30 protein-coding genes are annotated in these 24,345 nt (G+C 65.2%); 18 read left to right on the forward strand and 12 right to left on the reverse strand.

Features of this window, described 5'->3' with window-relative positions:
• Window positions 1–271 precede the first annotated feature (271 nt).
• Window positions 272–967 (reverse strand): 5,6-dimethylbenzimidazole synthase, encoded by a 696-nt coding sequence (bluB, locus tag ACRECX_RS08985; protein ID WP_431558491.1) that lies wholly within the window; start codon window positions 965–967, stop codon window positions 272–274.
• A 238-nt stretch (window positions 968–1,205) separates the two neighbouring features.
• On the opposite strand from bluB, the gene ACRECX_RS08990 reads away from it, so the two are divergent.
• From ACRECX_RS08990 to ACRECX_RS09010, 5 genes are all read left to right on the forward strand, one after another.
• Window positions 1,206–2,093, forward strand: coding sequence for a hypothetical protein (locus tag ACRECX_RS08990; protein ID WP_431558492.1), 888 nt, complete (start codon window positions 1,206–1,208; stop codon window positions 2,091–2,093).
• Window positions 2,094–2,102: 9 nt separating this feature from the next.
• The gene (locus ACRECX_RS08995) at window positions 2,103–2,576 is read left to right on the forward strand and encodes an Imm1 family immunity protein (protein ID WP_431558493.1); all 474 of its coding nucleotides are present in this window, start codon (window positions 2,103–2,105) and stop codon (window positions 2,574–2,576) included.
• A 31-nt stretch (window positions 2,577–2,607) separates the two neighbouring features.
• Window positions 2,608–2,955, forward strand: a complete 348-nt coding sequence (locus tag ACRECX_RS09000; RefSeq protein WP_431558494.1) for a DUF2019 domain-containing protein — start codon at window positions 2,608–2,610, stop codon at window positions 2,953–2,955.
• A 9-nt stretch (window positions 2,956–2,964) separates the two neighbouring features.
• The gene (locus ACRECX_RS09005; protein WP_431558495.1) at window positions 2,965–3,336 is read left to right on the forward strand and encodes a DUF2019 domain-containing protein; all 372 of its coding nucleotides are present in this window, start codon (window positions 2,965–2,967) and stop codon (window positions 3,334–3,336) included.
• 135 nt (window positions 3,337–3,471) lie between these two features.
• Complete coding sequence (locus tag ACRECX_RS09010; RefSeq protein ID WP_431558496.1) at window positions 3,472–3,948, forward strand: Imm1 family immunity protein; 477 nt, start codon at window positions 3,472–3,474, stop codon at window positions 3,946–3,948.
• A 12-nt stretch (window positions 3,949–3,960) separates the two neighbouring features.
• Here the strand turns inward: ACRECX_RS09010 and ACRECX_RS09015 are convergent, their stop codons facing one another.
• On the reverse strand, window positions 3,961–4,860 hold the full coding sequence (locus tag ACRECX_RS09015) for a branched-chain amino acid aminotransferase (RefSeq protein ID WP_431558497.1): 900 nt from the start codon (window positions 4,858–4,860) through the stop codon (window positions 3,961–3,963).
• A 140-nt stretch (window positions 4,861–5,000) separates the two neighbouring features.
• Here ACRECX_RS09015 and ACRECX_RS09020 point away from each other — a divergent pair, with 140 nt between their 5' ends.
• The 4 genes from ACRECX_RS09020 to ACRECX_RS09035 are packed head-to-tail and all read left to right on the forward strand — an operon-like array spanning window position 5,001 to window position 8,060.
• Window positions 5,001–5,624, forward strand: coding sequence for a MarR family winged helix-turn-helix transcriptional regulator (locus tag ACRECX_RS09020; RefSeq protein WP_431558498.1), 624 nt, complete (start codon window positions 5,001–5,003; stop codon window positions 5,622–5,624).
• Between the two features lie 2 nt (window positions 5,625–5,626).
• Window positions 5,627–6,340, forward strand: a complete 714-nt coding sequence (locus ACRECX_RS09025) for a response regulator (RefSeq protein WP_431558526.1) — start codon at window positions 5,627–5,629, stop codon at window positions 6,338–6,340.
• 2 nt (window positions 6,341–6,342) lie between these two features.
• Window positions 6,343–7,722: an ATP-binding protein gene (locus ACRECX_RS09030; RefSeq protein ID WP_431558499.1), complete on the forward strand. Its 1,380-nt coding sequence runs from the start codon at window positions 6,343–6,345 to the stop codon at window positions 7,720–7,722.
• Between the two features lie 17 nt (window positions 7,723–7,739).
• Entirely contained in the window at window positions 7,740–8,060 is a 321-nt protein-coding gene (locus ACRECX_RS09035; protein WP_431558500.1) for a hypothetical protein, read from the forward strand.
• Window positions 8,061–8,078: 18 nt separating this feature from the next.
• Here ACRECX_RS09035 and ACRECX_RS09040 read toward each other — a convergent pair whose 3' ends face one another.
• The 7 genes from ACRECX_RS09040 to ACRECX_RS09070 form a co-directional block, all read right to left on the reverse strand.
• Entirely contained in the window at window positions 8,079–8,759 is a 681-nt protein-coding gene (locus ACRECX_RS09040) for a TetR/AcrR family transcriptional regulator (protein WP_431558501.1), read from the reverse strand.
• A gap of 74 nt (window positions 8,760–8,833) precedes the next feature.
• Window positions 8,834–9,655, reverse strand: a complete 822-nt coding sequence (proC, locus tag ACRECX_RS09045) for a pyrroline-5-carboxylate reductase (RefSeq protein WP_431558502.1) — start codon at window positions 9,653–9,655, stop codon at window positions 8,834–8,836.
• The gene (locus ACRECX_RS09050) at window positions 9,652–10,149 is read right to left on the reverse strand and encodes a YbjN domain-containing protein (RefSeq protein ID WP_431558503.1); all 498 of its coding nucleotides are present in this window, start codon (window positions 10,147–10,149) and stop codon (window positions 9,652–9,654) included. The genes proC and ACRECX_RS09050 overlap by 4 nt, the downstream gene beginning before the upstream one ends.
• Window positions 10,150–10,305: 156 nt before the next feature.
• Entirely contained in the window at window positions 10,306–11,613 is a 1,308-nt protein-coding gene (locus ACRECX_RS09055) for an RNA polymerase sigma factor (protein WP_431558504.1), read from the reverse strand.
• 42 nt (window positions 11,614–11,655) lie between these two features.
• Window positions 11,656–12,063: a YciI family protein gene (locus ACRECX_RS09060; RefSeq protein WP_431558505.1), complete on the reverse strand. Its 408-nt coding sequence runs from the start codon at window positions 12,061–12,063 to the stop codon at window positions 11,656–11,658.
• A 61-nt stretch (window positions 12,064–12,124) separates the two neighbouring features.
• A complete protein-coding gene (locus tag ACRECX_RS09065) occupies window positions 12,125–12,538 on the reverse strand; it encodes a YciI family protein (RefSeq protein WP_431558506.1) in 414 nt (137 codons plus the stop codon).
• Between the two features lie 139 nt (window positions 12,539–12,677).
• Window positions 12,678–12,950 carry an accessory factor UbiK family protein gene (locus ACRECX_RS09070; protein ID WP_431558507.1) on the reverse strand — a complete coding sequence of 91 codons (273 nt, stop codon included), beginning with the start codon at window positions 12,948–12,950 and terminating at the stop codon, window positions 12,678–12,680.
• 160 nt (window positions 12,951–13,110) lie between these two features.
• Here ACRECX_RS09070 and lgt point away from each other — a divergent pair, with 160 nt between their 5' ends.
• The 5 genes from lgt (at window position 13,111) to ACRECX_RS09095 (ending at window position 18,055) form a co-directional block, all read left to right on the forward strand.
• The gene (lgt, locus tag ACRECX_RS09075) at window positions 13,111–13,938 is read left to right on the forward strand and encodes a prolipoprotein diacylglyceryl transferase (RefSeq protein WP_431558508.1); all 828 of its coding nucleotides are present in this window, start codon (window positions 13,111–13,113) and stop codon (window positions 13,936–13,938) included.
• Complete coding sequence (locus tag ACRECX_RS09080) at window positions 13,938–15,062, forward strand: class I SAM-dependent methyltransferase (RefSeq protein ID WP_431558509.1); 1,125 nt, start codon at window positions 13,938–13,940, stop codon at window positions 15,060–15,062. The genes lgt and ACRECX_RS09080 overlap by 1 nt, the downstream gene beginning before the upstream one ends.
• 19 nt (window positions 15,063–15,081) lie before the next feature.
• Entirely contained in the window at window positions 15,082–15,867 is a 786-nt protein-coding gene (pgeF, locus tag ACRECX_RS09085) for a peptidoglycan editing factor PgeF (RefSeq protein ID WP_431558510.1), read from the forward strand.
• Window positions 15,868–16,025: 158 nt separating this feature from the next.
• The gene (locus ACRECX_RS09090) at window positions 16,026–17,000 is read left to right on the forward strand and encodes a hypothetical protein (protein WP_431558511.1); all 975 of its coding nucleotides are present in this window, start codon (window positions 16,026–16,028) and stop codon (window positions 16,998–17,000) included.
• A gap of 122 nt (window positions 17,001–17,122) precedes the next feature.
• Window positions 17,123–18,055: a ribose-phosphate pyrophosphokinase gene (locus tag ACRECX_RS09095; RefSeq protein ID WP_431558512.1), complete on the forward strand. Its 933-nt coding sequence runs from the start codon at window positions 17,123–17,125 to the stop codon at window positions 18,053–18,055.
• Window positions 18,056–18,088: 33 nt separating this feature from the next.
• Here the strand turns inward: ACRECX_RS09095 and ACRECX_RS09100 are convergent, their stop codons facing one another.
• Together ACRECX_RS09100 and ACRECX_RS09105 are read right to left on the reverse strand one after the other, a co-directional pair.
• Window positions 18,089–19,372, reverse strand: a complete 1,284-nt coding sequence (locus ACRECX_RS09100; protein WP_431558513.1) for a hypothetical protein — start codon at window positions 19,370–19,372, stop codon at window positions 18,089–18,091.
• Window positions 19,373–19,461: 89 nt separating this feature from the next.
• Window positions 19,462–19,674, reverse strand: a complete 213-nt coding sequence (locus tag ACRECX_RS09105; protein WP_431558514.1) for a dodecin family protein — start codon at window positions 19,672–19,674, stop codon at window positions 19,462–19,464.
• A gap of 151 nt (window positions 19,675–19,825) precedes the next feature.
• On the opposite strand from ACRECX_RS09105, the gene ACRECX_RS09110 reads away from it, so the two are divergent.
• Window positions 19,826–20,260, forward strand: coding sequence for a GlcG/HbpS family heme-binding protein (locus ACRECX_RS09110; RefSeq protein WP_431558515.1), 435 nt, complete (start codon window positions 19,826–19,828; stop codon window positions 20,258–20,260).
• Here ACRECX_RS09110 and ACRECX_RS09115 read toward each other — a convergent pair.
• Window positions 20,257–21,495: an alpha-hydroxy acid oxidase gene (locus ACRECX_RS09115; RefSeq protein WP_431558516.1), complete on the reverse strand. Its 1,239-nt coding sequence runs from the start codon at window positions 21,493–21,495 to the stop codon at window positions 20,257–20,259. The genes ACRECX_RS09110 and ACRECX_RS09115 overlap by 4 nt on opposite strands.
• 130 nt (window positions 21,496–21,625) lie before the next feature.
• On the opposite strand from ACRECX_RS09115, the gene ACRECX_RS09120 reads away from it, so the two are divergent.
• From ACRECX_RS09120 to pth, 3 genes are all read left to right on the forward strand, one after another.
• Complete coding sequence (locus ACRECX_RS09120; RefSeq protein ID WP_431558517.1) at window positions 21,626–22,657, forward strand: 2-dehydropantoate 2-reductase; 1,032 nt, start codon at window positions 21,626–21,628, stop codon at window positions 22,655–22,657.
• A gap of 151 nt (window positions 22,658–22,808) precedes the next feature.
• Window positions 22,809–23,510: a 50S ribosomal protein L25/general stress protein Ctc gene (locus ACRECX_RS09125; RefSeq protein WP_431558518.1), complete on the forward strand. Its 702-nt coding sequence runs from the start codon at window positions 22,809–22,811 to the stop codon at window positions 23,508–23,510.
• Between the two features lie 61 nt (window positions 23,511–23,571).
• Window positions 23,572–24,282: an aminoacyl-tRNA hydrolase gene (gene pth / locus ACRECX_RS09130; RefSeq protein ID WP_431558519.1), complete on the forward strand. Its 711-nt coding sequence runs from the start codon at window positions 23,572–23,574 to the stop codon at window positions 24,280–24,282.
• Window positions 24,283–24,345 lie beyond the last annotated feature (63 nt).

Below are 24,345 nucleotides of genomic sequence, written 5' to 3' on the forward strand. Positions count from 1 at the left end.
CCGCGATGCCCCCATCGCGTGGATTGAGAGTGCCCTTAAGCCCGCCCCGGATCAAGCGCCCCCTCGCCAAGCCGCGGGCGTGAGTTCCCCTCTCCCCGCCGGGGAGAGGGCTTTCCGCCGCGAGCGAAGCGAGCAATGGTGGAAAGGGTGAGGGGGTCAAGACGCGCAAGTCTCGAGGGGCCGCTCCCCCTCACCCGCGCAGTCGTAACGAGCGACTGCGCGACCTCTCCCCACAGGGGAGAGGTGAAATAAGGTGCAAAGCGGCGGCCCCTCAGCGGCGGAGCACGACCCCTTCGGGCGGGCGGCGCTGCTCCCAGCCTGCCCGCTCCAGCGCCGGCGTGTCGTCCTCAGCTTCGGGGTAACCGACGCAGAGATGGCCGATGAACACCCAGTCCGATGGCACGTCGAGGATTGCCGTCATGCGCGAAGGATCGAGGATCGACACCCAGCCGACCCCAAGCCCTTCCGCCCGCGCGGCGAGCCACAACGTGTGGATGGCGATGGCGACCGAGTAATCCAAGGTCTCCGGCATGGTGCGGCGGCCCAGCCCCGAGCCTTGCGCCGTGGCGCGGTCGGCGAACACGGAGACTTGCACCGGCGCCTCGTCGAGGCCGGCGAGTTTGAGCCGCGCATAGAGCGCGGCGCGGTCCGGCGCCTGCATCTCAAGCGCATCTTTGTTGCACGCCTGAAAACAATCGCGGATCGCGGCGCGCCGCATCTCGTCCTCCACCAGCACGAAGCGCCACGGCTCCGAGAGCCCGACCGAGGGCGAGAGGCAGGCAATCGAGATCAGCCGCTCGATCGCGCCTTCGGGCAAAGCCAATCGCTTGAAGCGGCGCACGTCCCGCCGCCACTTCAGCAGATCAAGAAGCCGCGCGCGAAAGCTCGCGTCGAAGGCGGGCGGCTCGGCCTGTTGCCCCTCGCGCTCCGCGAATCGCTGTTCGAATTGTCGGCTGAAGCTGTCCATGGGTCCCCACGACCCTAGCACGGATCGGCGCTGGCGCCCGCCTACCGAGGATGTGGCCACCACTCGCCCCCGGTTCCCCCTCCTGGCCGGCGAATTAGCCAGGAATGTATTCTCAATTTGAGGTTGACTCCCGGAGCATTGTTATGAATATATTCCTAGTTCGATTGAACCGAACGAGGAGTGGGTCAGGGTGCAGAGATCGGCGGCAAGTCGGCAGGCAAGCCTTCGGCTCCACCGCGTGCGCGCGCTCCTTTGGGGCAAGGTCGTCGAGGCCAAGCTCCACGCCCTCGACCGCGCCATCAAGGCGAACTTCGACCCCAACCAGCCGCGTGTCCCTGCCGGCAATCCCGACGGCGGTCAATGGACAAGCACTGGCGGCGGAAGCGGCTCTCAGAGCGCAAACGAGCGCCTAGCCCAAGCGCGCGGCGGTCGCCGCCGCGGCAGCGACGCCGAAGCAACACCGGCGCAACTCGCACGCCGCGACATCGCGGAGGCGCAGGCGCGTGCTGCCATTCGCCGTGTCAACGACATCGATCCGGCATGGAAGCCCCGCGCGAGTCTGACCAGGCCGAATTCGGTAGAAGGTGAAATCGCTCGGGCTGAAGCTGCGCGCAGCGAGGCGGAAGTGCGGCTGCGCGAGCTTGCTCAGGAGGAACCTACCAGTCTAATTGATGCTTTTCGGCGTCAGCACGGGCTGGACCTTCTCGGCGATCCCATATGGTCGCGCGAACAAAACAGCGTGTCCACATGTCAAGTCGATGGCGTTCCGTATCTTGGAGTCAATTCGCAGGCGATCACGTACACCAATTCAGATAGGACATCAGCGGAACGAGCACGAAGCGTGCTGATAGAAAAACATCCTGATGTCATCAACACTGATGACATAGGCCAGTTTCCCAACGACGCGCTGTTCCATGCCGAAGCAACGTGCCTTCTGAGAGCAGCTCGTGCGAATGGCGGCACGCTTGAGACCCGAGTGATTGAAGTAACTGTCGATCGCGTTATGTGCCCGAGCTGCAGAACTGTTCTTCCGGTCTTAGGATTGGAACTCGGTAATCCCACGGTAAGATTTATTGACCCCCGCGGGTTCACCCGGACGATGCGCGACGGGCATTGGATCGAATAGGAAAGGTCCATGAGAAAGAGCGGCTATTTCGATTCTCAAGAAATAAAGGGCTGGCCTGATCCGCTAGAGCTGAGGCCTTACTTCTATGCTCCTCCAGGTCAGGAATGGTTCCACACCGGAGGCAATGACGGTGCGAGCATCGAGGCAGAAGGAGTCGATGGAAGCGATGCGTTGCCGGTAAACAAAGGCCGCATCGACATTCGTCTCCTGATGTGGGGCATCCCCAAACTCGGCGTCCTCCTGATCTACACGAAATGGGGTGGCGGCTCCCGAGAGACTTATAGTTCGAAGGGCGACCTGCGACGACTAAGCGAATGGGTGCATAACCTGCACAACACCCCCCTCCCCGTTGGCCTGTTCATCCCCTTCCCCGACGCCTACGAGGCGGTGAAGGAATTCATCGAGACAGACGGTCAATTGCCCAAGTGCATTGAGTGGGTTGCAAACAAGAACCTGCCGCCAGGCACCTTCCCCGATCCTTGAGGTAGCCATGAATCGAGGGAGACTCCAGGATATGACGTTAGATCAGTTGATCGAACGGTTCGTCCAGATCGCCCTGGCGCAGGACGATGCGATACTCGACGACCGATACTCCGAGTTCAATCGCCTCTACGACCGAATGCTAGATGTCGATCGGGAACTTCGCGCACGTGGTATAGAGGCGCGGCTAGAGTTGTTGCGGCTCTATGACCACCCAAACATTCAAGTAAGGCTCAAGGCAGCAACCTCAACACTCGGCGTGGCGCCAAAGGAGGGACGAAGGCTGCTGGAATCCATTGCGGCTTCGCAACACTACCCACAGGCTGCCGACGCTGGCATGTTGGTGGACGGACTAGACGATGGAACCTTTAGGCCCACCTGAGTGGCGTCCATGACGGGGCTTAGCCTCCAAGAACTGACGACCGACCAGCTTGTCGGGCGCTTCGTCGAAAATACGCTTGCTCAGGACGAGGCACTTCTTGAAGGTGAGCGAGCCCAATTCAATCGCCTGTTCACCGAAATGCGCGCGATACTTGAGGAATTAACGGCTCGCAAAGGCGACCAGAGGCGAACTCTATTTCCCTTATACGATCATCCCAACAGCCAAGTCCGACTAAAGGCGGCAAAGAACACGTTGGCGCTGGCCCCCGATGAGGCGCGCAACGTTATTCAAGCGATCGCAAGTTCCGGCGAGTATCCGCAGGCTGGCGAAGCAGGCATGTGCCTCCGCAATCTTGATGCCGGGGTCTTTAAGCCCAGTTGAGCGTTCGCCCCACGTCGCAGGCGATCCGACCATACTTCCTTAGTCGGATTGGAGCTAGGCAACCCGGAGATCACCATTGTCGACAACACTGGCATCACAATCACGATACGTGATGGCAAACTAGTCAGGTGACCGATGCGAAAGTGGACTGACTTCGACAAGTACGACCACGAAGGCTGGGCAGACCCGCGCGACCTGATGCCCTATTTTTTTGGACCACCTGGCCAGGAGTGGTTTCACACAGGAGGAAACGACACTGCTGGCCTTTCGGCGGAAGGTCTTTACGGCACGGAGAACGAGGATCACCTGGCAGGACGCAGGGTAGACCTTCACCTGATGATGTGGGGCATGCCTGGACTGGGCGTCCTATTGCTTTATCGCAAGTTTGGCGGCAGCTACCAGGAGGCCTTCACTTCAAAAGGCGATATGAGCCGACTGCGCGAGTGGGTGCGTAGTCTGCACTACGATCCCCTGCCCGTCGGCCTCTTTATCCCCTTCCCCGACGCCTACGAGGCGGTGAAGGAATTCATCGAGACAGACGGTCAATTGCCCAAGTGCATTGAGTGGGTTGCAAACAAGAACCTGCCGCCAGGCACCTTCCCCGATCCGTGAGACGCGAGCGCCCTACCCCGCCGCGGCGACCTTGGTGCGCGCCGTCTCGTGGTGGGTCAGCGCCGTATAGTCGGCCATCAGCGCGCGGGTGATGTCGCCGACCTTGAATTGATAGTCGCCGATCGAGGCGACCGGCATGACTTCCGCCGCCGTGCCGGTGATGAAGCACTCGGTAAAGCCGCCGAGCTCCTCCGGCATGATCGTCTTCTCGACCAGCTTGATGCCGCGCTCTTTGGCGAGGCCGATCACTGTGCGCCGCGTGATGCCGTCGAGGAAGCAATCCGGCGTCGGCGTATAGATCACGCCGTCCTTGACGAAGAAGATGTTGGCGCCGGTGCATTCGGCGATGCGACCGCGCCAGTCGAGCATCACCGCATCGGCAAAGCCCGCCCGCTCGGCGCGGTGCTTCTCGATGGTGCAGATCATATAGAGCCCGGCCGCCTTGCTGTGGACCGGCGCCGTGGCGGGGTCTGGCCGGCGATATTTGCCGAAGGTGAGCTTGAGCCCGGTCTCGCGCGCGGCCGGGTCGAAATAGGCGCCCCAATCCCACGCGGCGATGGCGACGTTGATCTTGGTCTTTTGCGCCGAGACGCCCATCTGCTCGCTGCCGCGCCAGGCGATGGGGCGGACATAGGCGTCGGTGAGCTTGTTGGCGCGGAGCACGTCGCGCGCGGCCTTGTCCAGCTCGGCGACGGAATAGGGAATCGCGAAGTCGAGGATCTCGGCCGATTTGTGCAGGCGCTGATTGTGCTCGGTCAGCTTGAAGATCTCGCCGTTATAGGCGCGCATGCCTTCGAACACGGCGCTGCCGTAATGCAATGCATGGGTGAGGAGATGCACGCGCGCATCCGACCACGGGATCAGCTCGCCGTTGAACCAGATATAGCCGTCGCGCTGATCGTAGGTCGCCATGAGCTCTCCTCCGCGAGCAGGACCGGCCGTTCTTCGCCGCGGGCCTCGTCCTCGAAACACCAGAAGCGCCCCTCATACCACCTCTCGACGGCGATTGCGCGCGTTGGCGGCGAGGCGTATCAAGGGTCAATTAAGTCAACATGGCTGACATAAACCAGCCCGAGAAATATGTCAACATGACTGACCTAAATCCGCCACTCGCTCGCGGCGCCAAGACCGCCGAGGCCAAGCGCGGCAATGGCCGCCCCGGCGATAAGGGCGCCCCCCTGCCCGAAGCCAAGCTGCACGAATTCGCCGAACTGCTGTTCTTCGCCTATCGCGACTTCACCAAGGACCCCGACGCGATCCTTGCCAATTTCGGCTTCGGCAGGGCGCATCACCGGGTGCTGCATTTTGTCAACCGCCACTCGGGCTTGCGCGTCGCCGACCTGCTGGAGATCCTCACTATCACCAAGCAGAGCCTCTCGCGCGTGCTCAAGCAATTGATCGACCAGGGATATATCGTGCAGCAGGCGGGCTCGTCGGACCGCAGACAGCGGCTCCTGTTCCCCACTCCGCGCGGCCGCGCCCTGGCCGAGCGCTTGGCGGCCCCCCAGCTCGTCCGCCTCACCAACGCCCTTCAGGCCGCCGGGCCCGGGGCCGAGGCCACCCTCCGCCGCTTTCTCGAGGCCATGATCAATGCCGAAGATCGGCCAAAAGTCTCCTCGATAATGTCTGCGTCGCCGGTAGAGCCAAGCGACGGCGGCAAGGGGGGAGGGTCTTGACCATGCCGACGGCGATCAAAGCGCACCGCGCCAGCGGCCCGGACGACAACGCGCCGCATATCCTCGTCGTCGACGACGACAGCCGCATCCGCGATCTGCTCGCCCGCTATCTTTACGACCACGGCTTCCGCGTCACCACCGCGGTCGACGCCGCCTCGGCGCGCGCCACCATGCGCAGCCTCTCCTTCGATCTGCTCATTCTCGATGTGATGATGCCGAAGGAGTCCGGCATCGAGTTCGCCCGTACGCTGCGCGCCGAAAGCCGCGTGCCGATCCTCATGCTGACTGCCCGCGCCGAACCGGAGCAGCGCATCGAAGGTCTGGAGACCGGCGTCGATGACTATCTCGCCAAGCCGTTCGATCCGCGCGAGCTGCTGCTAAGGGTCGGCAACGTTCTCCGCCGCGGCGCCGCGGCGCAAGGCTCCAGCGAGGTCCGCATGGGCGAGTTCATCTTCCATGTCTCGCGCGGCGAGTTGAAGCGCGACGGCGAGACGGTTCGCCTCACTGAGCGGGAGCGCGAGCTGTTGCGTTACTTCGCCCAGCGTCCCGGCACACCGGTGTCGCGCCACGAGCTTGCCAAGGGCGCCGATAGCGGCGCCGAGCGCGCCGTCGACGTGCAGATCAACCGGCTTCGGCGCAAGATCGAGCATGATCCTGCCAACCCGGTCTATCTCCAGACCGTGCGCGGCAAAGGCTATATCCTCTACTCCGAATGACGATGGACGCGCTCACCCACACCGCCCCGCTTCCCACCGAACGCCGCCGGCCCTTGCGGCGGCTCCTTTCGGCAATCGGCGATGCGATGCCGAAAGGCCTCTATGCGCGCGCCCTCATCATCATCATTGCGCCGATGGTGCTGCTCCAATCGGTGGTGACGTTCGTGTTCCTGGAACGGCATTGGCAAACGGTGACGCACCGGCTGTCGACCGTCACGGTGCAGAACATCGCCATGTTGATCGACATGTATCAGGCGTTTCCCCAAGGGCAGAATGGCGAAACCCTGACCGCGCTCGCCGAGAAGAATCTGAACCTGCGGGTGCGCTTCGCCAAGGGCGAGGAGCTGCCGGAAGTCCGCTCGAAGCCGTTCTTCGGCCTCCTCGATGACGCGCTCTCCGACGAGTTGACGACGCGCATCGGGCGTCCGTTCTGGATCGATACGGTCGGCCGCTCCGACTTCGTCGACATCCGCATCAAGCTCGACGATGCGGTGATGCACGTCCTCGCCAAACGCAGCCAAACCTATGCCTCCAACTCGCACATTTTCCTGGTGTGGATGCTCGGCACTTCGCTCGTGCTGCTCACCGTGGCGATCCTGTTCCTGCGCAACCAGATCAAGCCTATCCTGCGACTCGCGCACGCGGCCGAGAGCTTCGGCAAGGGGCGGCCGCCGCCGCCCGACTTCCGCCCGCGCGGCGCGCGCGAAGTGCGCCAGGCGGCCCATGCCTTCATCGAGATGCGCGACCGCATCGAGCGTCACGTGGAGCAGCGCACCGTCATGCTCGCCGGCGTCAGCCACGATCTGAGAACCGTCCTGACCCGCTTCAAGCTGCAACTCGCCCTGTTCGAGGAGACGCCGGAGATCGACGCCATGCGTGCCGACGTCGATGAGATGCAGGCCATGCTCGAGGACTACATGGCGTTCGCCAAGGGCGATTCCGGCGAGGAGATCGTACGCACCGACATCGGCGAAATTCTCGGCGAAGTGAAGAGCCAGGCGCATGCCGCCAAGAACATCGAGATCGAAGTCGAGGGCGAGCCTCTGGTGGTGCCGGTGCGCCGCCACGCGTTCAAGCGCGCCGTCGCCAACCTGGTCAACAACGCCGCCCGGTTCGCCGACCACGTGAACGTCAGCGCCGCCAAGCACAATGGCTCGCTCACCGTCCAGGTGGAAGATGACGGCCCCGGCATTCCGGAAGACGAGCGCGAGCATGTGTTTCGGCCGTTCTACCGCGTCGATGATGCGCGCAACCAGGACGCCGGCTCGACCGGGCTCGGGCTCGCCATCGCCCGCGACATCGCCCGGATCCACGGCGGCGACATCGCGCTGGGTGAATCCCGCCTCGGCGGTTTGAAAGCCGTGCTAAGAGTTCCCGTCTGATTCTGGAGGAGATGCTTATGCGCAGGATGGCTGTCGGACTGGCAGCGTTATTGGCGGTCGCGTTCTGCGGAGCGGCCTCGGGCGAATCCGTCCAAGACGAGATTCAAGACGCCGAGCAGCCGGGCTCCGAGATCGAGATCGATCTCGGCGGCGGCAAGCCGCAAATTCACCGCGAGGGCGGCGGGCCGATCTTCGGCGAGGGTGAAGCCGAGGTGCCCTTGGAGCCTCTCGACGACCCCGACAATCCCATCGACCCGGACCCCATCGACGAGGAATTGCCTGGCGAAGGGCCCGAGGACCTTTCGGGCCCGTTCGACGAGGATCCTCTGCCGGAATAGCCGCGTCGCGGTGAGCGACTACATGGCCGGCGCCGGGCCCGCCTCCGGCGCTCGCGGCGGTGGCGTTGTTTCCGCACCGTCCTTCCGCTTCCAGCCGCGCGGCATCAGCCCGCACACGAAACGGCAGGCATCTTCCATCCTGGTCAGCATCTGCTCGCCGCGGCTCAAGCGGCGGTCGAGCGCCGCCATGGTGCGATCGAGCGACGGCGACGGGTCGTCGAGCCAGACCTGAAACACCTTGCCGTAGATCGATGCGAGACCGGCGACGCGCACCGCGGCGCCAGGCCCTTCGAGCTTGGCGCCGGACGCGGCAAGCATCCAGTATTGCGACGCGAGCGTTGAGCAGGCGATGAGCGACGCCTCGCCCGGACGGCAGCGCAGGTAACATGCGATGCGCTTCAGCGCGGGCTTGTACGGCCCCAGCACCTCGAACCGCGTCATGACAATGTCGAACAGCCGGTCGCGTGGGCTCTGGTCGGGCCCGGCCGGTTTCGCCTTGGCCAGCACCTCGGCGTCGACCTCGGCCTGGAAGGCGCGGATGATATCGCTCTTGCAGGAGAACTCGCGCCTGAGGTCGGCAAGGTCGAGGCCTGCCTGCTTGGCGATGTCGGCGAGGGTGATGTCGCCCCAGTCGCGCTGTTGCGCCAGCTCGAGCGCGGCCCGCACGGCTTTGCTTCGCTTGGAGAATTCGTCGAACATGGGCGTACTCCTTTGCCCTAGAAGATAGGCCTTTTTGGTGGCTATCTAAAGACGCCGAAGTCGCCCCATTCAGCTTACGACGATAGCTCGCGGGAGCGTTTGGCGGCGGCCTCCACGGCGCGGAGGAACAGCTCCTGCATGCCGTGCTTGCCCATCAGCACGTCGAGCGCCGCCGCGGTCGTGCCCTTTGGCGACGTGACATTCTTGCGGAGTTCGGCCGGTTCCAGCTCGGAACGGCGCAACAACTCGCCGGCGCCCGCGACGGTGGCACGCGCCAGCCGCTTGGCGAGATCATGCGGAAGCCCTGCCGCCACGCCCGCCTCTTCCAGGCATTCCGCGAGCAGGAACACGTAAGCCGGCCCGCTACCGGACACGGCGGTCACAGGATCGAGCAGCGTTTCGTCCGCGAGCCAGATCACCTCGCCCACCCCAGACAGCAACGCATCACACTCCCGCCTCTGCTCCGCCGTGACGTTGGCATTGGCGACCGCGACGGTCATCCCCTGCCCGACCGACACAGGCGTGTTCGGCATCGCGCGCACGATCGCCGCCGTCTCCGGCAGATACCGCGACAGGCTCGCCAGCGTCCTCCCAGCGGCAATGGACAGAACCACAGTCCTCTCGCCGATCATCGGCTCGATCTCCGGCAACAGTCTGTCGGTGACGTCGGGCTTCACCGCAATGAGAATGACGGCGGGCGGCGCCGGCAGCTCAGGCGCGTCGTTCGCGGCGATGCCGTGACGCGCGGCAAGCGCGCGCATCGCTTCCGACAGCGCGGGATCCTGGATGAAGACCGTGGCCGGGTCGAGGCCCTGCTTGAGCCATCCCTCGAGCAGCGCCCCGCCCATCTTGCCCGCGCCCACGAGGAGCAACGGGCCGGCGAGGCGGAGTGTCATGCGCTTCCTTGCGTCTCGAGCATGGTGGCGGCAAGGGCGTCTTCGGCCGACTTGCCCGCCCACAACACGAACTGGAACGACTGATAATAGCGCTCACAGGCTTCGAGCGCCGCCTTTAACAGCGCTTCGCATTGGCCGGCATGGGTGGTGGCGCCGGCAAGCAGCAGCCCGTGGCGGTAGAGCAGCATGCCGTCCTCGCGCCACAAGTCGAAATGGCCGAGCCACATCTGCTCGTTGATCAGCGCCATCAGCCGGTAGATCTCCGGCAGCCTGGGCGAGGTCGCCCGGAAATCGAAGGCGCAAGCGAGATGCAGCGCCTCTAGGTCCTCCCGCCAGGTGAGCGAGATGTGGTAGTCGCACCACGCGCCGGCCACCGACAGGGTGAGCTCGTCAGGGGTGCTGCGCTCGAACGCCCAGTCGTGGATGGTCGCAATCTGCTCGACGATGTCGACCGGGTTGGTGAAGTGGTCGTAGATAGCTTGTATCGTAGCCATGCGTGTCCTCTGAGGGCCTCAGCAGAGTTCCGCGCACGCAACACGCCTGCCGCGAATCAGTAGATGAATCAGTTATATATCGAGGAGTCTGCGAGCACCAAGGCGGCCGGAGTCGCCCGCAGCGAATAGCTGTGGAAGGCTTCAAAAAGCTGTGGATTACTTTGCGCGCGGACTCGACTCGCGTTTCGGCGGTAGCGCCGGAGTCTCATCCCCGCAGGCGGCGGCGCGGTCGAGCAGCAATTTGCGCTCGCGTTCATTCTGAGTCAGCGCCGCGGCGCGCGCGAACTCCGCCCGCGCCTCGTCGAACCGGCCGAGCTTCTCGAGGAGGTCGCCGCGGACGCTCGGCAGAAGATGATACGCCCTGAGCGTCGGCTCCGATTTCAAGGCATCGACGACCGCAAGCCCCGCCTCGGGGCCGAACAACATGGCAAGCGCCACCGCGCGATTGAGCTCCACGATGGGTGACGGCGCAATGTCGCCGAGCTTGCCGTAAAGTCCGACGATCTGCGCCCAATCCGTCTCCGCGGCCGTGCGCGCCCGCGCGTGACACGCGGCGATCGCCGCCTGCAATGCGTAGGGACCCGGGACCTGCGTCAACCTCTCAGCACGTTCGAGCGCCGCGAGACCGCGGCGAATGAGGAGCTGATCCCACCGCGCGCGATTCTGATCGAGCAGAAGCACCGGCTCGCCCGAGGGCTCGGTGCGCGCGCCGAAACGCGACGCCTGAATCTCCATCAGCGCGATGAGGCCGTGCACTTCCGCCTCGTCGCGCGCCAGCTCGGCAAGGATGCGGCCCAGACGCAGCGCCTCCTGGCAGAGCTGCGGCCGCATCCAGTCGTCGCCCGCGGTTGCCGAATAGCCCTCGTTGAAGATCAGGTAGATGACCGCGAGCACGGAAGCGAGGCGCGAGGCGCGTTCCTCCCCGCGCGGCACCTCGAACGGCACGCGCTTCTCGGCGAGCATCCGCTTGGCGCGGACAATGCGCTGCGCCACCGTCGGCTCGGGTACAAGGAACGCACGCGCGATCTCCTCGGTGGTCAAGCCGCCAAGCAGGCGCAAGGTGAGCGCCGCCTGCGCATCGGGTGCAAGGACCGGGTGGCAGGAAATGAACATCAAACGCAAGAGATCGTCGCCAATGTCGTCGTCGAGCGCGGCGTCGAGATCGGGCTGCGTCTCCTGCTCGATCACGAGTTCGTAGCCGAGCTGTTCGTGCTTGCGCTCGGCGAGCTTGTTGCGGCGAAAGCGGTCGATCGCGCGATTCTTCGCCGAGGCCATGAGCCAGGCGGCGGGCTTGTCGGGAATGCCCAATCTAGGCCACTGCTCGAGCGCCGCGACCAGCGCGTCTTGCGCCAATTCCTCGGCGACGCCCACGTCGCGCACCATGCGCGTGAGGCCGGCGATCAGCTTGGCCTGCTCGATGCGGAACACCGCCTCTATGGCGCCTGTGATGTCGGTCGCCGTCATGGCGACCGACTATGGCCACTTCCTTCGCGTCTGCAAGCGGCGCTAGACCGCGGTCGCCTGCTCCTCCGCGACTTGGTCGCACAGCTTCTCGCCCGGGCCCCCGATCTGGCGGATTTCGCATTCCCCTTGCCAGCCTGGGAGGTACGCCTTGTGTAGGTCCATCATGCGGCGCGCCCATTTGACCATCTCGTCCATCGACTGCGCCTCGAAGATCGCGAAACCGCCGATGACTTCCTTGGCCTCGGTAAACGGGCCGTCCATGATGCTGACCTTGCCGCCGTCGAGGCGCACACGCGCGGCCTTGGCGGTCGGCAACAAGCCTTCGCCCGCGGTCATCACGCAACCAGCCTCGGCAGCTTCCCGCGTCAGCGCGCCCATCGCCTCGAGGAACTCCTTCGGCGGCGGGGCCGCGTTGGTTTCCCGAAATTTCACCATCGATATGAATCGCATCTCACGTCTCCTTCGTGTTGACTATCTATCGGTCTTGAGCGGGCGTCTGCCAGGTTCAGGATCATGACTTCGCAATTTGCTCGCTCAGCCGGCGATGGTGCTCGACCGCATCGCTTTCGCCGAAATCCTCGAGCTCGAACATCTGGCGGATTTCGATCTCGCTGTCCTCGTTATGGGGATTGGGGCAGCGCTTGATCCAGGCGACCGCCTCCTCCAGCGACTTGCATTGCAGGACCCAGTAGCCGGCCACCAGCTCCTTGGTCTCGGCGAAGGGGCCGTCGACGACTGTGCGCTTGTCGCCGGAAAACCGGACGCGAGCGCCCTTCGAGCTCGGCTGGAGCCCGTTGCCGTCGAGCATCACGCCGGCCTTCACCAGCTCCTCGTTGAACTTCGCCATGGCGGCGAGCAGTTCTTCGGAGGGCATCGCGCCGGCCTCCGAATCCTTCGTGGCTTTGACGAACGCTACGAATCGCATGTGTTTTCTCCTCTCTTTCCGTGGAAGCCGGTTGCCTGGCTCTATCCCCACGACGAACGGGGCGCAGCGGAATCGACAGGCGCACGAATTATTTTGAGGGAATTTTTTCGCGGAAAGACGGCAGCCTGTGGACCGAAGCCTAGGCGCCCTTCTTGGACTTGCCCTTGGCGAGCGCGGCCTCCAGCGCGGCGATGCGCTCTTTAAGGCTCTCGTTCTCCTCCCGCGCCTTCTGCGCCATGGCCTTGACCGCCTCGAACTCCTCGCGCTGCACCACGTCGAGGTCGCGCAACACGCGCTCGGCCTGGGCGCGGACGACGCTCTCGACCTCCTTGCGCACGCCGTCGGCGGCGCCGGCCGCGTCGGTCAGGAGCTTGCCGAGCTCGTCGAAGAATCGTCCGGTAGTCTGCGTCATGGCGAAAATCCCTGGAATGGGGCGAAACTGAACTGTCATCTGCGGCGACTATGGGACGCCATCATAACCGAGGCAAGCCGCGGGACGGCGCGGCCTTGAGCGCCTTGACAGTCGATATCCAGCGGTGAAGGGTCGGCCCGTCGCTCCGACCCCAGGACCCATGCAACTGTTCGTCCTCCCCTACCCCGTCATCGATCCCATCGCGATCGAGATCGGCCCCGTGTCCGTCCGCTGGTACGGGCTCGCCTACATGGCCGGCATCCTGCTCGGCTGGCTCTATGGGCGCTATCTCGTGTCGCGTCCCGCACTATGGGCCGGCAAGCCGCCGATGACCGTGAGCCAAGCCGACGATTTCCTGCTGTGGATCACGCTCGGCATCGTCGTCGGCGGACGGCTTGGCTTCGTCCTGTTCTACGAGCCGAGTTACTTCTGGCAAAACCCCATGCAGATCCCCGCGATATGGAACGGTGGCATGTCGTTCCATGGCGGGTTGCTCGTGGTCGTCCTCGCCGTTTACGTGTTCTCGCGGGTGAAGGGCATCAACCCGCTGTCGCTCGGCGATGTCGCCTCCGCCGCCACGCCGTTCGGCCTCTTCTTCGGCCGCCTCGCCAATTTCATCAACTCCGAGGTGGTGGGACGGACGAGCGACGTGCCGTGGGCCATGGTGTTCCCCGGCGCCGGCGATCGGCCGCGCCATCCGAGCCAGCTCTACGAGGCGGCGCTCGAGGGCGTCGTGCTGTTCATCATCCTGCGCATCGCCACGCACCGCTACTTCGCGCTGACCCGGCCGGGCACGGTGTTCGGGCTGTTCCTCGTGTTCTACGGCATCTTCCGGAGCCTGGTGGAGGAGTTCTTCCGCGAACCCCATGCCGGACATCCGATGGATGTCGGCATCCTCACGCCGGGCTTCGTCTACTCGATCCCGATGATCCTGATCGGCGCCTGGCTCATTTGGCGCGCAAGGCGGAAGCCGGCGCTTGCCTCGTGATGGGCGCCGCGCGCAAGCATCACAACCCGCAAAGCACGCTGCTCGCGGCGCGCCTCAAAGCCCGCATCGCCCGCGACGGCCCGTTGAGCGTCGCCGCGTTCATGGAAGCCTGTCTCGCCGATACCGGCGCCGGCTACTACACCTCGCGCCAGCCGATTGGCGAGGCCGGCGACTTCATCACCGCGCCCGAGGTCAGCCAGATGTTCGGCGAGCTGCTCGGGCTGTGGGCTGTCGCCGTGTGGCAATCCATGGGCGAGCCACGGCCCGTCGTCGTCGCCGAGCTCGGCCCTGGCCGCGGCACTCTCATGGCGGATTCGCTGCGCGCCTGGCGGAGCGTGCCGGACTTTCATGCCGCGGTTCGGATTGCGCTGGTTGAAACGAGCCCCGTGCTGCGCGAAGCCCAGCAAGTAGGGATGCACGAGGCAATTGCGCCGGTCCAATGGTATGGCGCCATCGAGGACGTACCGCCCGGCCCGCTGATCGTCATCGCCAACGAGTTCGTCGACGCCCTTCCCGTCCGCCAGCTCGTTTGGCGCGACGGTGTGTGGCGCGAGCGTTGCGTCACCATCGGCCGGACCGGCGGCTTCGCATTTTGCGAGGGACGCGAGGTATGGAGCGAAGGCTTGCGGCAGGCGGCGCACGCGCTACGCGCGCCGGAGGGCTCCATCCTCGAGGTCAGGCCTGCGGCGGCCGCCCTGATCGCCGCGCTCGCCACCCGCGCCCGCGAAGCGCCGCTTGCGGCGCTCTTTGTCGACTACGGCCACACCGAGACCGCCTGCGGCGATACGCTGCAGGCCGTCTCGCGCCACCAATTCGCCGATCCCCTCGCCGCGCCGGGCGAGGTGGACCTCACCGCCCATGTCGACTTCGCCGCGCTGAAGGACGTGGGCTTGGCGCACGGGCTCGCAGCCTACGGGCCCATGCCGCAAGGCGAATTCCTCCTCAAACTCGGCCTCGAAGCCCGCCGCGACCGCCTGTACGAGAAGGCGACGCCGGAGCAGAAGGCGGAGCTCGCCTCCGGCGCGAGCCGGCTCGTCGACCCGCAAGCCATGGGACTTCTGTTCAAGGCGCTCGCGCTGACGAGCCCCGGGCTTGCCCCGCCGCCTCCCTTCGGCGAGATTTGACCAAGCCAAACCGCCCGCCATGGTGACACTGGACAAGATGATGCTATGCGCTCCAAGCCTCGCCGCAATCGACGGCGTGGCCCACGGCTTCTTCACGCGCCTTGACGGTGTGTCCGAAGGGATCTATGCCTCGCTCAATTGCGGCCCCGGCTCGCGCGACGATGCGGCCAATGTGACGGAGAACCGCGCGCGTGTTGCCGGCATCTTGGGCGCGACGCCGGAGAACCTTCTTTCGGTGTATCAGGCGCACAGCCCGGTCGCGGTGATCGCCGAGAAGCCGTGGGCGAAGGGAAAGATCCCCGAGGCCGACGCCATCGTCTCGGCCACGCCCGGCCTGGCGATCGGCGTTCTCACTGCGGACTGCGCGCCCGTGCTGTTCTGCGACGGCGAGGCCCGCGTGGTCGGCGCCGCACATGCCGGCTGGCGCGGCGCGCTTTCCGGCGTCATCGAGGCGACCGTCAAGGCCATGATGGAGCTTGGTGCCAGCCCTGAGCGCATCCGCGCCGTGATCGGCCCGGCCATTTCGCAAGGCGCCTACGAGGTCGGCGAGGATTTCCGGCAGAAGTTCCTGTCTGACGAGCCGGACAGCGCGGCGTTCTTCGCGACTGACGAAGGCTCGGGCGAACCCCATTTCGATCTTCCCGGCTATGTTGCCGATCGCCTCGCCAGGGCCGGCGTCGTGGAGATCGTCGATCTTGGGCTTTGCACCTACTATGACGAGACCCGGCTGTTCAGCTATCGCCGGTCGCAGCACCATGGCGAGGGCGACTATGGCCGTCAAATTTCCGCCATTCTGCTTGCCTGAGTTAGGTTCACCATAAGCGGCGTTGGCCCCATCCGGGGGTATCGCTTAAACTGGACGCAAGCCTGCCGGGGCAGGTAAGCTATTTGGGTTGAGGGTTGGGAGTCCCGTCGCGAGATTTTCGCGAGCGGTGCTGTGCGGCCAACAGAGGGAGTATTTTGTTGGACGCGGACTCACGACACGGACGCGGCCGTTTGCGGCGTGCCATCTGCATCACGCTCGCCACCATGGCGCTTGCGTGCCTGTCCGGCTGCGGCGGCGGGGGCGGCGGCGCGAGCATGAGCGGCCTCTTGAGCGGGGCGCAGGGCATCTTCGGCAGCTCGCCCAAGATTGCCGTGGCCCCCATCATCGGCGCGCCGCAGAATGTAAGCAGCGAGATGACCACGGCCCTCGTCACCGCCGGCGAGGAGCGCAACCTCACCCTCATCCCAGGCACCGGCGGCGGCGACTACACGCTGCGCGGCTATCTTCTTGCCACCCCCGAGCGCGGCGGCGCCAAGATCACTTACATTTGGGACGTGACCGACACCAAGGGCACGCGCGTGACCAGGGTCACCGGCGAGGAGGTCGTCGCCAAAAGCTCCTACAGCAAGCCGTGGAGTGGCGTGGACAGCGCCGTTATTCGCAGCATCGCCGGCAAGACCACCTCGCAACTCGCGGCCAACCTGCCGGGAGGACGAAGCGCCCCATCCCCATCCCCGGCCCCGGCCGTGGCGGCGGCTCCTGCCGCTGGTGTCACCACCGCGTCCACGGCGGCGGCGGCGGCGCCATCCCCGCCCAAAGCCTCCGGCGTGCTCGTCGCCCCGGTTTCCGGCGCGCCTGGTGACGGCAGCAGGTCCCTGACGACGGCCCTGAAGAAGAAGCTCTACGCCGACGGCGTCAAGCTCGCCAACGGCGCCGCCAGCAACGTCTACGTGGTCAAGGGCATCGTGAAGCTCACGGATGCGAGCGGTGGCAAGGAAAACATCCGCATCGACTGGCAGGTGCTCGATCCCAACGGCAAACGCCTGGGCACGGTGTCGCAGCAGAACACCATCCCTAAGGGCTCGCTGAACGGCCCGTGGGGCGCAATTGCCGACGCCGCAGCCGGCGCCGCAGCCGACGGCATCATTAAGCTTCTTCCCAAATCGAGCTGACCTCGTCCACAAGGCGCAGCTGGCGAGTTTACAGGTGTGCCAAGCCCTTGTTAAAAGCGCGGCGTGGCGCAGGCGGCCGAGCGGTCCGCCTCGCGTGGACGACCTGCTCGGGGAGAGGCCGCATGAAACTGGTTGCAGGCAACAGCAACCGTCCTCTTGCCGAGGCGATCAGCGCTTATCTCGACATCCCCCTCGCCAAATGCATTGTCCGCCGCTTTGCGGACATGGAGATTTTCGTCGAGGTGCAGGAGAACGTCCGCGGCGAGGATGTGTTCGTCATCCAATCGACCTCCGCTCCCGCCAACGACCACCTGATGGAGCTGCTCATCCTCATCGACGCCCTGAAGCGGGCGTCGGCGCGGCGCATCACGGCAGTCATTCCCTATTTCGGCTATGCCCGCCAAGACCGCAAACCGGGCCCGCGCACGCCGATCTCGGCCAAGCTCGTGGCCAACATGATCGTGCGCGCCGGCGCCGACCGCGTGCTCACCCTCGATCTCCACGCCGGCCAGATCCAAGGCTTCTTCGACATCCCGACCGACAATCTGTTCGCCGCGCCCGTGATGGTGCAGGACCTCAAGGAGGTGTTTCCCAACGACAACCTCATGGTGGTCTCGCCGGACGTCGGCGGCGTCGTCCGCGCCCGCGGGCTTGCCAAGCGCATCGACGCGCCGCTCGCCATCGTCGACAAGCGGCGCGAGAGGCCCGGCGATTCCGAGGTGATGAACGTCATCGGCGACGTCTCAGGCCATACCTGCATTCTCGTCGACGACATTGTCGATTCAGGGGGCACCTTGGTGAACGCGGCGGAAGCGCTACTCGACCAGGGCGCCAATATGGTGACAGGCTATATCACCCACGGCGTGCTTTCGGGCGGCGCGGTCGCCCGCATCGCGGCCTCGCGGCTGAAGGAGCTCGTCATCACCGACTCGATCATGCCGAGCGAGTCGGTTCTGAAGGCGCACAACATCAGGGTGCTGCTCATCGCGCCGCTGCTCGGCGAGGCCATCGCCCGCACCGCCGAGGAAAAGTCGGTTTCCAGCCTGTTCTATTGAACGCGAGAGCCGAGGGTGACCGGTTCTTTTGAGCTAGATTGCGTATACCGGCGCGAACCCGCCGCCTGGCGTCCGAAGATTCGTTGTCTGCCCCTGATAAAGACGCGCGGCTGTGCGCAAGATCCGGCCCCTGTACGTATACAGCCTGACATCCGTTTTCCGCAGCTCCGCCGTTCCATCGAGCTTGATCATGCGCTCGCCGGGCGCTGCAAACTCCTGGGCAACGTAACCGCCTCGCATGATCTCGGCCCACACCCGCTGCGTGACCTTATCGCCGCGATAGACCGCTCTGCTTCCATGGCCGCCAAACGGTTTGAAGAACAACCTCCTCCTCGCCTGCCATAGCTGTTCCGCATTATCGGGCGTAACGGGCACCGTGCGCGGCACTCCGGCAAGATCGGCAAGCATCTGCTCCGGAAGCCCCCACGCACCAAGCGCCTTCTGATCGCACAGCAGGCCTAGGTTGCGCTTGTCGGCGTACAGCGCATGCACGTGCGGATTTGGCGTGACGACGACGGCGCCGTCGCGATACGCCGCGCGCAGGGCCTTGTTCTCCGGACGATCCAACGAAAAGTCGACCAACCGATTGTAGACAAGATCGACCGGCTGCCCTTCCGCCAATAATCGCCCCTGCTCGTAGCGAAGCTCACCTCCATCGGCGATGACCGCGTCTATCCCACTCCTCTGAAAGAGCCGTTGGGCGAGGAGAAATTCCGGGTAGAGGTATTGCGCCGCGGGCCGCTCATCGACGATAGCGACCTGCCCGAGCACGCCGGAGTTTCGCTGCAGCGTCCACTCTTGCTGGAACATGCCTAGGACTTCGCTCTCGAAATCGTCGGCTTTGACCTTGTCGAGGGAAACCTCGATCTCGGCGCAGCAGGCTCGTTGAGCCTTAGCCAGCAACGCGTTCAGAAAGGCTCCACCAGCGTTCGAGTTCACCTCGATCAGCTTTGGCCCAGTCGCTGCAAGGTGGAAGTCATAACCCATGAAGACACCGCGCGGTCCGAAGTCGTGCCGCGCGATGTCGGGAGCCCAGGACAAGGCCGCTTGTTGATAGCCGGGCAGAAGGGCAGCGGCCTCTACGGCCTGCACGATCCGCAGGATCTCGCCGGTTTCGCGCTCGGAAATGAATACCGGGATATTGGAGAACAGATGAGGCCGCGCCTCAATGACGGTGGCGCAGAGGTCCTGGTCTCCCAGTTCCCGCTCGAGCGCCGCAGTCAGCGCGTAGCGGTCGAGCGTGATGCAGAAGCATTCCTGGTTCAGACGCTGGGAGAGCGATTGAGCAGTAGGCATCGCAGACGATGAAGCGTGCATCCGCCCGTCCTCAAATGACAGGTTCCAAGATCGACGCGAACCCTGTCCGGCGCACGTACGGCGCCGGGCCGCGGCCGGCCGCCTCGCCCTTAATGGCCTTCATACTTGAAGGAGAGTTTGACCTTGGTACGGTAGGCCTCGACCTTGCCGTCGGAAATGACGATATCCTGCTCCACGACTTCGGCCACGCGCAGCTCGCGCAGATGCTCGGCGGCTTTCTCGACCGCCTTTTTGGCCGCGTCCTCCCAGGAGGTCTTGCTGGTGCCGATGAGTTCGATGACCTTGTAAGTGCTGTCGGGCATGGTGACGTTCTCCTTCACGCTGGCGCCGTCGAGAGCTTGGATCTTCCTGCGTTACGCCTATCCTACGCCGAATACGCAACCCTGCCACCAATTTGACGCCTCGCGCGTTTAGACGAGCGCTTACGGCGATCAACCAACCCAAAGGACCACCATGCACGTCAATCTAGCGAATGCCGAAACAGCCATCGAAGCCGCCCGCAAGAAAGCCATCGCCCTCAAGACCCAGATGTGCATCGCCGTGGTGGACTCCGGCGCCAACCTCAAGGCCTTCATCCGCATGGACGACGCCTGGGTCGGCTCGATCGACATCGCCATCAAGAAGGCGAAGACCGCTGTCTTCTTCGGCATGGCGACCGGCGAGCTCGGCAAGCTGTCCCAACCGGCCAAGCCGCTCTACGGCATCGAGCATTCCAACGACGGGCTGATCACGTTTCCCGGCGGCCTCCCCATCGTCGATGAGGACGGTGTGCTCGGCGGCGCCATCGGCGTCAGCGGCAGCTCTGTCGAGAACGATCACGCGGTGGCTGCGGCGGGCGTCAAGGTGCTCGGCGTCAGCGAGCTGCCCGAGCACCCTTGGCGGACTTAGACCGGCTTCAGCACGAGACCGCGCGGCAAGGCATTGACGTCCGCAACCCCCGCCAGCGCCATGCCCTCATCCAGCTCCTGCGCCATCATCTTGAGCGCGGCGGCGACTCCCGCCTCGCCGTGCGCCGCCAGGCCATAGAGATGGGCGCGGCCGATCAGGCAGCCTTGCGCGCCGAGGCCGAGCGCCTTGAGCACGTCGAGGCCCGACCTGATGCCGCCGTCGTAGATGAGCTCCACGCCGTCGCCCACCGCCTCGCGAATGGCCGGCAGCGCCCGCGCCGCCGTATTGGCGCCGTCGAGCTGCCGCCCTCCGTGATTGGAGACCACGATGGCGTCGGCGCCGAGCTTGACTGCGAGCTTGGCATCCTCTGGATCGAGAATGCCCTTGACCACGAGCTTGCGCGGCCAGGTCTGCCGCACCCATTCGAGGTCGGCCGCCGTGACGGCGCCCTTGTAATGGCGATCCGCCCATGCCGACACCGTGGCGAGATCGGACCCGCCGGCGGCGTAGGCCGTGAGGTTGCCGAGCGTCGGCCGGTTCCGCAGGAAGCCGACCAGCCAGCGCAGCCTGGTGGCGATGCGGACCACATGACGCGGGCGCACTTTGAGCGGCACCACGAGACCGTTGTCGAGGTCGCGATTCCGCCTGCCCTGTACGCATGTGTCGAGCGTGAGCACGAGCGCCGGGCAGCGCAATTGGTCGGCGCGCTGCATCAGATTGGCGTTCACGCCGCGATCCTTGAACATGTAGAGCTGGAACAGAAACGGTGTGCGGCTGGCGGTGGCGACATCCTCCATCGCGCAGCTCGACAATGTGCTGAGACAATACGGCACGCCGAACGCATGGGCGGCGCGCGCCGCGTGAATTTCTCCGCGCGGATAGAACACGCCGGCAAGGCCGATCGGTGCCAGCGCCACCGGGATCGTCGCGTGCTGCCCGAACAGGGTGGTGCGCATATTGCGCGACGGGGCATGCTCGAACACCCTCTGATTGAGACGAAGGGCCTCGAGGTCGGTGCGGTTCGCGCGCAACGTCACCTCGTCGTTAGAGCCGCCCTCGAGATAATCAAGGATCGCGCGGGGTAACCGGCGCTTGGCGGCCGCCCTGAGATGGCCAGGATGCCGCGCCAGGGCGGCGGCCCTGGCTTGCTGGCGCGTGCGTAAGCCAGGGGCATCGACCGGCTCGACCCGCTCCGAGCCCGGAAACGCGGGTCGCCCCTTGATTGGCTCGTTCATCCGTCGGTTCCCTCGGCGGTCGCGGGGCGATTGCTTGACGTTTGACGTGCCCCCTGCCCTAGCCCTTACTATCGCCCTCACGGGGCACAAAACCAACCCCGCAAAAGCGCCCTCCTCGATAGGCCCTTGCATGACGCTCAGCCCCCGGTCTTCCATCGTTGTCGCCGGAGCCGGCAGCGTGGGCGGCTATGTCGGCGCCCGCCTTGCCGCCGCCGGCCGCGATGTGACATTTCTCATGCGCAAGCCGCTCGCCGACACGATCGCCCGCCACGGTCTGCGCGTCTCCGATCTCGACGGCAGGGACGAGATATTGCCTGCCTCGTCCCTGAAGCTGACCTCGGACCCGAAAACGGCACTGGTCTCCGCCGAAATCATCTTGGTCACCGTCAAGGCGCATGGCACGCCGGCGATGAGTAAGTTGATCGCTGAGCACGCGCCGCAAGGCGCAATTGTCGTGAGCCTGCAGAACGGCGTCGACAACGCCACGATCCTCCGCAACGCGGTCGGTCCGGGGCGCAAGGTCGTCGACGCCATGGTCCCGTTCAACGTGGTGCAAACCCGGACGGATGGAGCGCCGCCGCGATTCCATCGCGCAAGCAGCGGCACCATGCAGATCGAGCGTGGCGTGGATGGCTTGCGCGATCTCCTCGACGTCCCCGGCACGCCCTTCGCCGAGCATGGCGACATGGAGGCCCTGTTGTGGGGCAAGCTCCTCGTCAATCTCAACAACGCGTTGAACGCTCTGTCCGGCCTGCCGCTGGTCGAGCAGCTCGGCGACCGGCGCTGGCGGCTTCTCCTGTCGCGGCAGATCCGCGAGGGGCTCGCCGTGCTGCGCACGGCCGGCATCCGGCTCACGCCGGTCGAAGGCGTGCACCCGCGGCTGACCGCCTTTGCGCTCCGGCTGCCCGACCCCCTGTTCGGGCTCGCCGCGCGCCGCATGATGGCTATCGACCGCAACGCCCGCTCCTCCATGTGGGAGGATCTGGAGGCCCGGCGGCCGACCGAGATCGACCATATCCAGGGCGAGATCGTCCGGCTGGCGGAAAAGCACGGGGTCGCGACCCCCCTGAACCGCCGGGTCATGGACCTCGTCAAGCAGGCGGAAAAGGCCGGTAAGGGTTCGCCCAAACTTGCCCCTGAATCGCTCGAAACCGTGCGATAAGGCCGCAATTCTGGCCCGATAGGCAATTGTCTTTCGGCTTGCGCTTGGGCTATAAGCCTCTCGAATTCCGTCGTGGCTGCTCGGGAGCGCCGCGCGAGACCTTGCGGGGCCGTTCCGGCCCCCTCATTGTTTCAGAGACTTGGAGGTTGACATGGCCGAGGCGATCGAACTCAAGGCATGGGCCAGGCAGCGCACCGGCAAGGGCGGCGCGCGCTCAGTCCGCCGCGATGGACGGGTTCCGGGCATCGTCTATGGCGACAAGAGGGCGCCGCAGAACATCGCCTTGGAGTCCAGGGAGATCTCCAAGCAGCTCCTGACCGGCCACTTCCAGAGCACGATCTACATGCTCGACATGGACGGGACCAAGACCCGCGTCATCCCGCGCGGCGTGCAGCTCGACCCCATTCGCGACTTCCCCATCCATGTGGATTTCCTGCGCCTCAGCAAGGATGCGCTCGTCACCGTCGACGTGCCGGTGCACTTCCTCAACGACGCGGCGTCCCCCGGCTTGAAGCGCGGCGGCGTGCTCAATATCGTGCGCCATGAAATTCCGGTGCGCTGCCCCGCCGACAAGATCCCGACGCATTTCGACGTCGATCTGACGGGGCTCGAAATCGGCGACTCGGTCCACATCTCGGCCATCGCCTTGCCCGAGGGCGTCAAGCCCACCATCACCGACCGCGACTTCACCGTGGCGACGATCGTCGGCCGCGCGGCTGAAGAGGCCGCGCCTGGCGCTGCCGCCGCCGCCGAGGGTGTCGCCGAGCCTGGCGCCGAAGCTGCCGCCGCTCCGGCCGAGGGCGAGGCCGAAGACAAGGACAAGGACAAGGCGAAGAAGGAGGAGAAGAAGTAGTCTCTTCTCTTCTTCGGGGCTTGGCCCCGCGTCTCGCTGCATTCCCGATCGGGATCACGCCATGAAGCTCTTTGTCGGCCTCGGCAATCCGGGGGCGGAATACGCGTTCCACCGCCACAATGTCGGCTTCATGGCGCTCGACGCCATCGCCGCGTCCCACGATTTTCCTGCCTGGCGCAAGCGCTTCTCGAGCGCCGTCAGTGAAGGCCGGCTCGGACGCGAGCAGGTGCTGCTGCTCAAGCCTCAGACCTATATGAACGATTCGGGACGCGCCGTGGGCGAGGCTGTGCGCTTCTATAAGCTCGATCTTGGCGACGTCATCGCGTTCCACGACGAGATCGACCTCGCCCCCGGCAAGGTGCGGGTAAAGGCGGGCGGTGGCGTGGCCGGCCATAACGGGCTCAAGTCGCTGACCTCCCATATCGGCAACGACTACGTGCGAGTGCGCATCGGTGTCGGCCATCCAGGCCACCGCGACCAGGTCGTGGGCTACGTGCTGCATGATTTCGCCAAGGCCGACTATGACTGGCTCGAGCCGCTGCTTGGCGCGATCGCCGAGGCCGCGCCTTATCTCGCCGACGGCGCGTTCGACAAGTTCCAGACTCAAGTCGCTCACCGTGCGCAGGCCGCCGCGCCCGAGAAGAAGGCGGCCCGCGCCAAGCCCGCGCGCAAGGAGAAGAAAGCGCCGGCGGCGGAGGACGAGAAGAATGCCGAGAAGCCGGCGCATGAAGGCGCGCTTGCCGGCATGCTCCGCCGCTGGCTCGGCTCGTGAACACAAAACACGGCATGGCGTCACTTCCCCCTCTCCCCTGTGGGGAGAGGGTTGGGGTGAGGG

Source organism: Methyloceanibacter sp., assembly GCF_050726195.1.
In the GTDB taxonomy this organism is placed as follows: Bacteria; Pseudomonadota; Alphaproteobacteria; order Rhizobiales; family Methyloligellaceae; genus Methyloceanibacter.

What these genes read in the sequence shown, in the direction of transcription:
- ACRECX_RS09030 (WP_431558499.1), top strand. Translation starts at nt 6,343, where the DNA reads ATGGACGCGCTCACCCACACCGCCCCGCTTCCCACCGAACGCCGCCGG.
- ACRECX_RS09125 (WP_431558518.1), top strand. Translation starts at nt 22,809, where the DNA reads ATGGCCGAGGCGATCGAACTCAAGGCATGGGCCAGGCAGCGCACCGGC.
- bluB (WP_431558491.1), bottom strand. Translation starts at nt 967, where the DNA reads ATGGACAGCTTCAGCCGACAATTCGAACAGCGATTCGCGGAGCGCGAG.
- pth (WP_431558519.1), top strand. Translation starts at nt 23,572, where the DNA reads ATGAAGCTCTTTGTCGGCCTCGGCAATCCGGGGGCGGAATACGCGTTC.
- ACRECX_RS09050 (WP_431558503.1), bottom strand. Translation starts at nt 10,149, where the DNA reads ATGGCTACGATACAAGCTATCTACGACCACTTCACCAACCCGGTCGAC.
- ACRECX_RS09070 (WP_431558507.1), bottom strand. Translation starts at nt 12,950, where the DNA reads ATGACGCAGACTACCGGACGATTCTTCGACGAGCTCGGCAAGCTCCTG.
- ACRECX_RS09055 (WP_431558504.1), bottom strand. Translation starts at nt 11,613, where the DNA reads ATGACGGCGACCGACATCACAGGCGCCATAGAGGCGGTGTTCCGCATC.
- pgeF (WP_431558510.1), top strand. Translation starts at nt 15,082, where the DNA reads ATGGTGACACTGGACAAGATGATGCTATGCGCTCCAAGCCTCGCCGCA.
- ACRECX_RS09105 (WP_431558514.1), bottom strand. Translation starts at nt 19,674, where the DNA reads ATGCCCGACAGCACTTACAAGGTCATCGAACTCATCGGCACCAGCAAG.
- ACRECX_RS09035 (WP_431558500.1), top strand. Translation starts at nt 7,740, where the DNA reads ATGCGCAGGATGGCTGTCGGACTGGCAGCGTTATTGGCGGTCGCGTTC.
- ACRECX_RS09115 (WP_431558516.1), bottom strand. Translation starts at nt 21,495, where the DNA reads ATGAACGAGCCAATCAAGGGGCGACCCGCGTTTCCGGGCTCGGAGCGG.
- ACRECX_RS09005 (WP_431558495.1), top strand. Translation starts at nt 2,965, where the DNA reads ATGACGGGGCTTAGCCTCCAAGAACTGACGACCGACCAGCTTGTCGGG.
- ACRECX_RS09095 (WP_431558512.1), top strand. Translation starts at nt 17,123, where the DNA reads ATGAAACTGGTTGCAGGCAACAGCAACCGTCCTCTTGCCGAGGCGATC.
- ACRECX_RS09100 (WP_431558513.1), bottom strand. Translation starts at nt 19,372, where the DNA reads ATGCACGCTTCATCGTCTGCGATGCCTACTGCTCAATCGCTCTCCCAG.
- lgt (WP_431558508.1), top strand. Translation starts at nt 13,111, where the DNA reads ATGCAACTGTTCGTCCTCCCCTACCCCGTCATCGATCCCATCGCGATC.
- ACRECX_RS09020 (WP_431558498.1), top strand. Translation starts at nt 5,001, where the DNA reads ATGGCTGACATAAACCAGCCCGAGAAATATGTCAACATGACTGACCTA.
- ACRECX_RS09000 (WP_431558494.1), top strand. Translation starts at nt 2,608, where the DNA reads ATGACGTTAGATCAGTTGATCGAACGGTTCGTCCAGATCGCCCTGGCG.
- ACRECX_RS09060 (WP_431558505.1), bottom strand. Translation starts at nt 12,063, where the DNA reads ATGCGATTCATATCGATGGTGAAATTTCGGGAAACCAACGCGGCCCCG.
- ACRECX_RS09110 (WP_431558515.1), top strand. Translation starts at nt 19,826, where the DNA reads ATGCACGTCAATCTAGCGAATGCCGAAACAGCCATCGAAGCCGCCCGC.
- ACRECX_RS09065 (WP_431558506.1), bottom strand. Translation starts at nt 12,538, where the DNA reads ATGCGATTCGTAGCGTTCGTCAAAGCCACGAAGGATTCGGAGGCCGGC.
- ACRECX_RS09040 (WP_431558501.1), bottom strand. Translation starts at nt 8,759, where the DNA reads ATGTTCGACGAATTCTCCAAGCGAAGCAAAGCCGTGCGGGCCGCGCTC.
- ACRECX_RS09025 (WP_431558526.1), top strand. Translation starts at nt 5,627, where the DNA reads ATGCCGACGGCGATCAAAGCGCACCGCGCCAGCGGCCCGGACGACAAC.
- ACRECX_RS09080 (WP_431558509.1), top strand. Translation starts at nt 13,938, where the DNA reads ATGGGCGCCGCGCGCAAGCATCACAACCCGCAAAGCACGCTGCTCGCG.
- ACRECX_RS09120 (WP_431558517.1), top strand. Translation starts at nt 21,626, where the DNA reads ATGACGCTCAGCCCCCGGTCTTCCATCGTTGTCGCCGGAGCCGGCAGC.
- ACRECX_RS09010 (WP_431558496.1), top strand. Translation starts at nt 3,472, where the DNA reads ATGCGAAAGTGGACTGACTTCGACAAGTACGACCACGAAGGCTGGGCA.
- ACRECX_RS08995 (WP_431558493.1), top strand. Translation starts at nt 2,103, where the DNA reads ATGAGAAAGAGCGGCTATTTCGATTCTCAAGAAATAAAGGGCTGGCCT.
- ACRECX_RS09015 (WP_431558497.1), bottom strand. Translation starts at nt 4,860, where the DNA reads ATGGCGACCTACGATCAGCGCGACGGCTATATCTGGTTCAACGGCGAG.
- proC (WP_431558502.1), bottom strand. Translation starts at nt 9,655, where the DNA reads ATGACACTCCGCCTCGCCGGCCCGTTGCTCCTCGTGGGCGCGGGCAAG.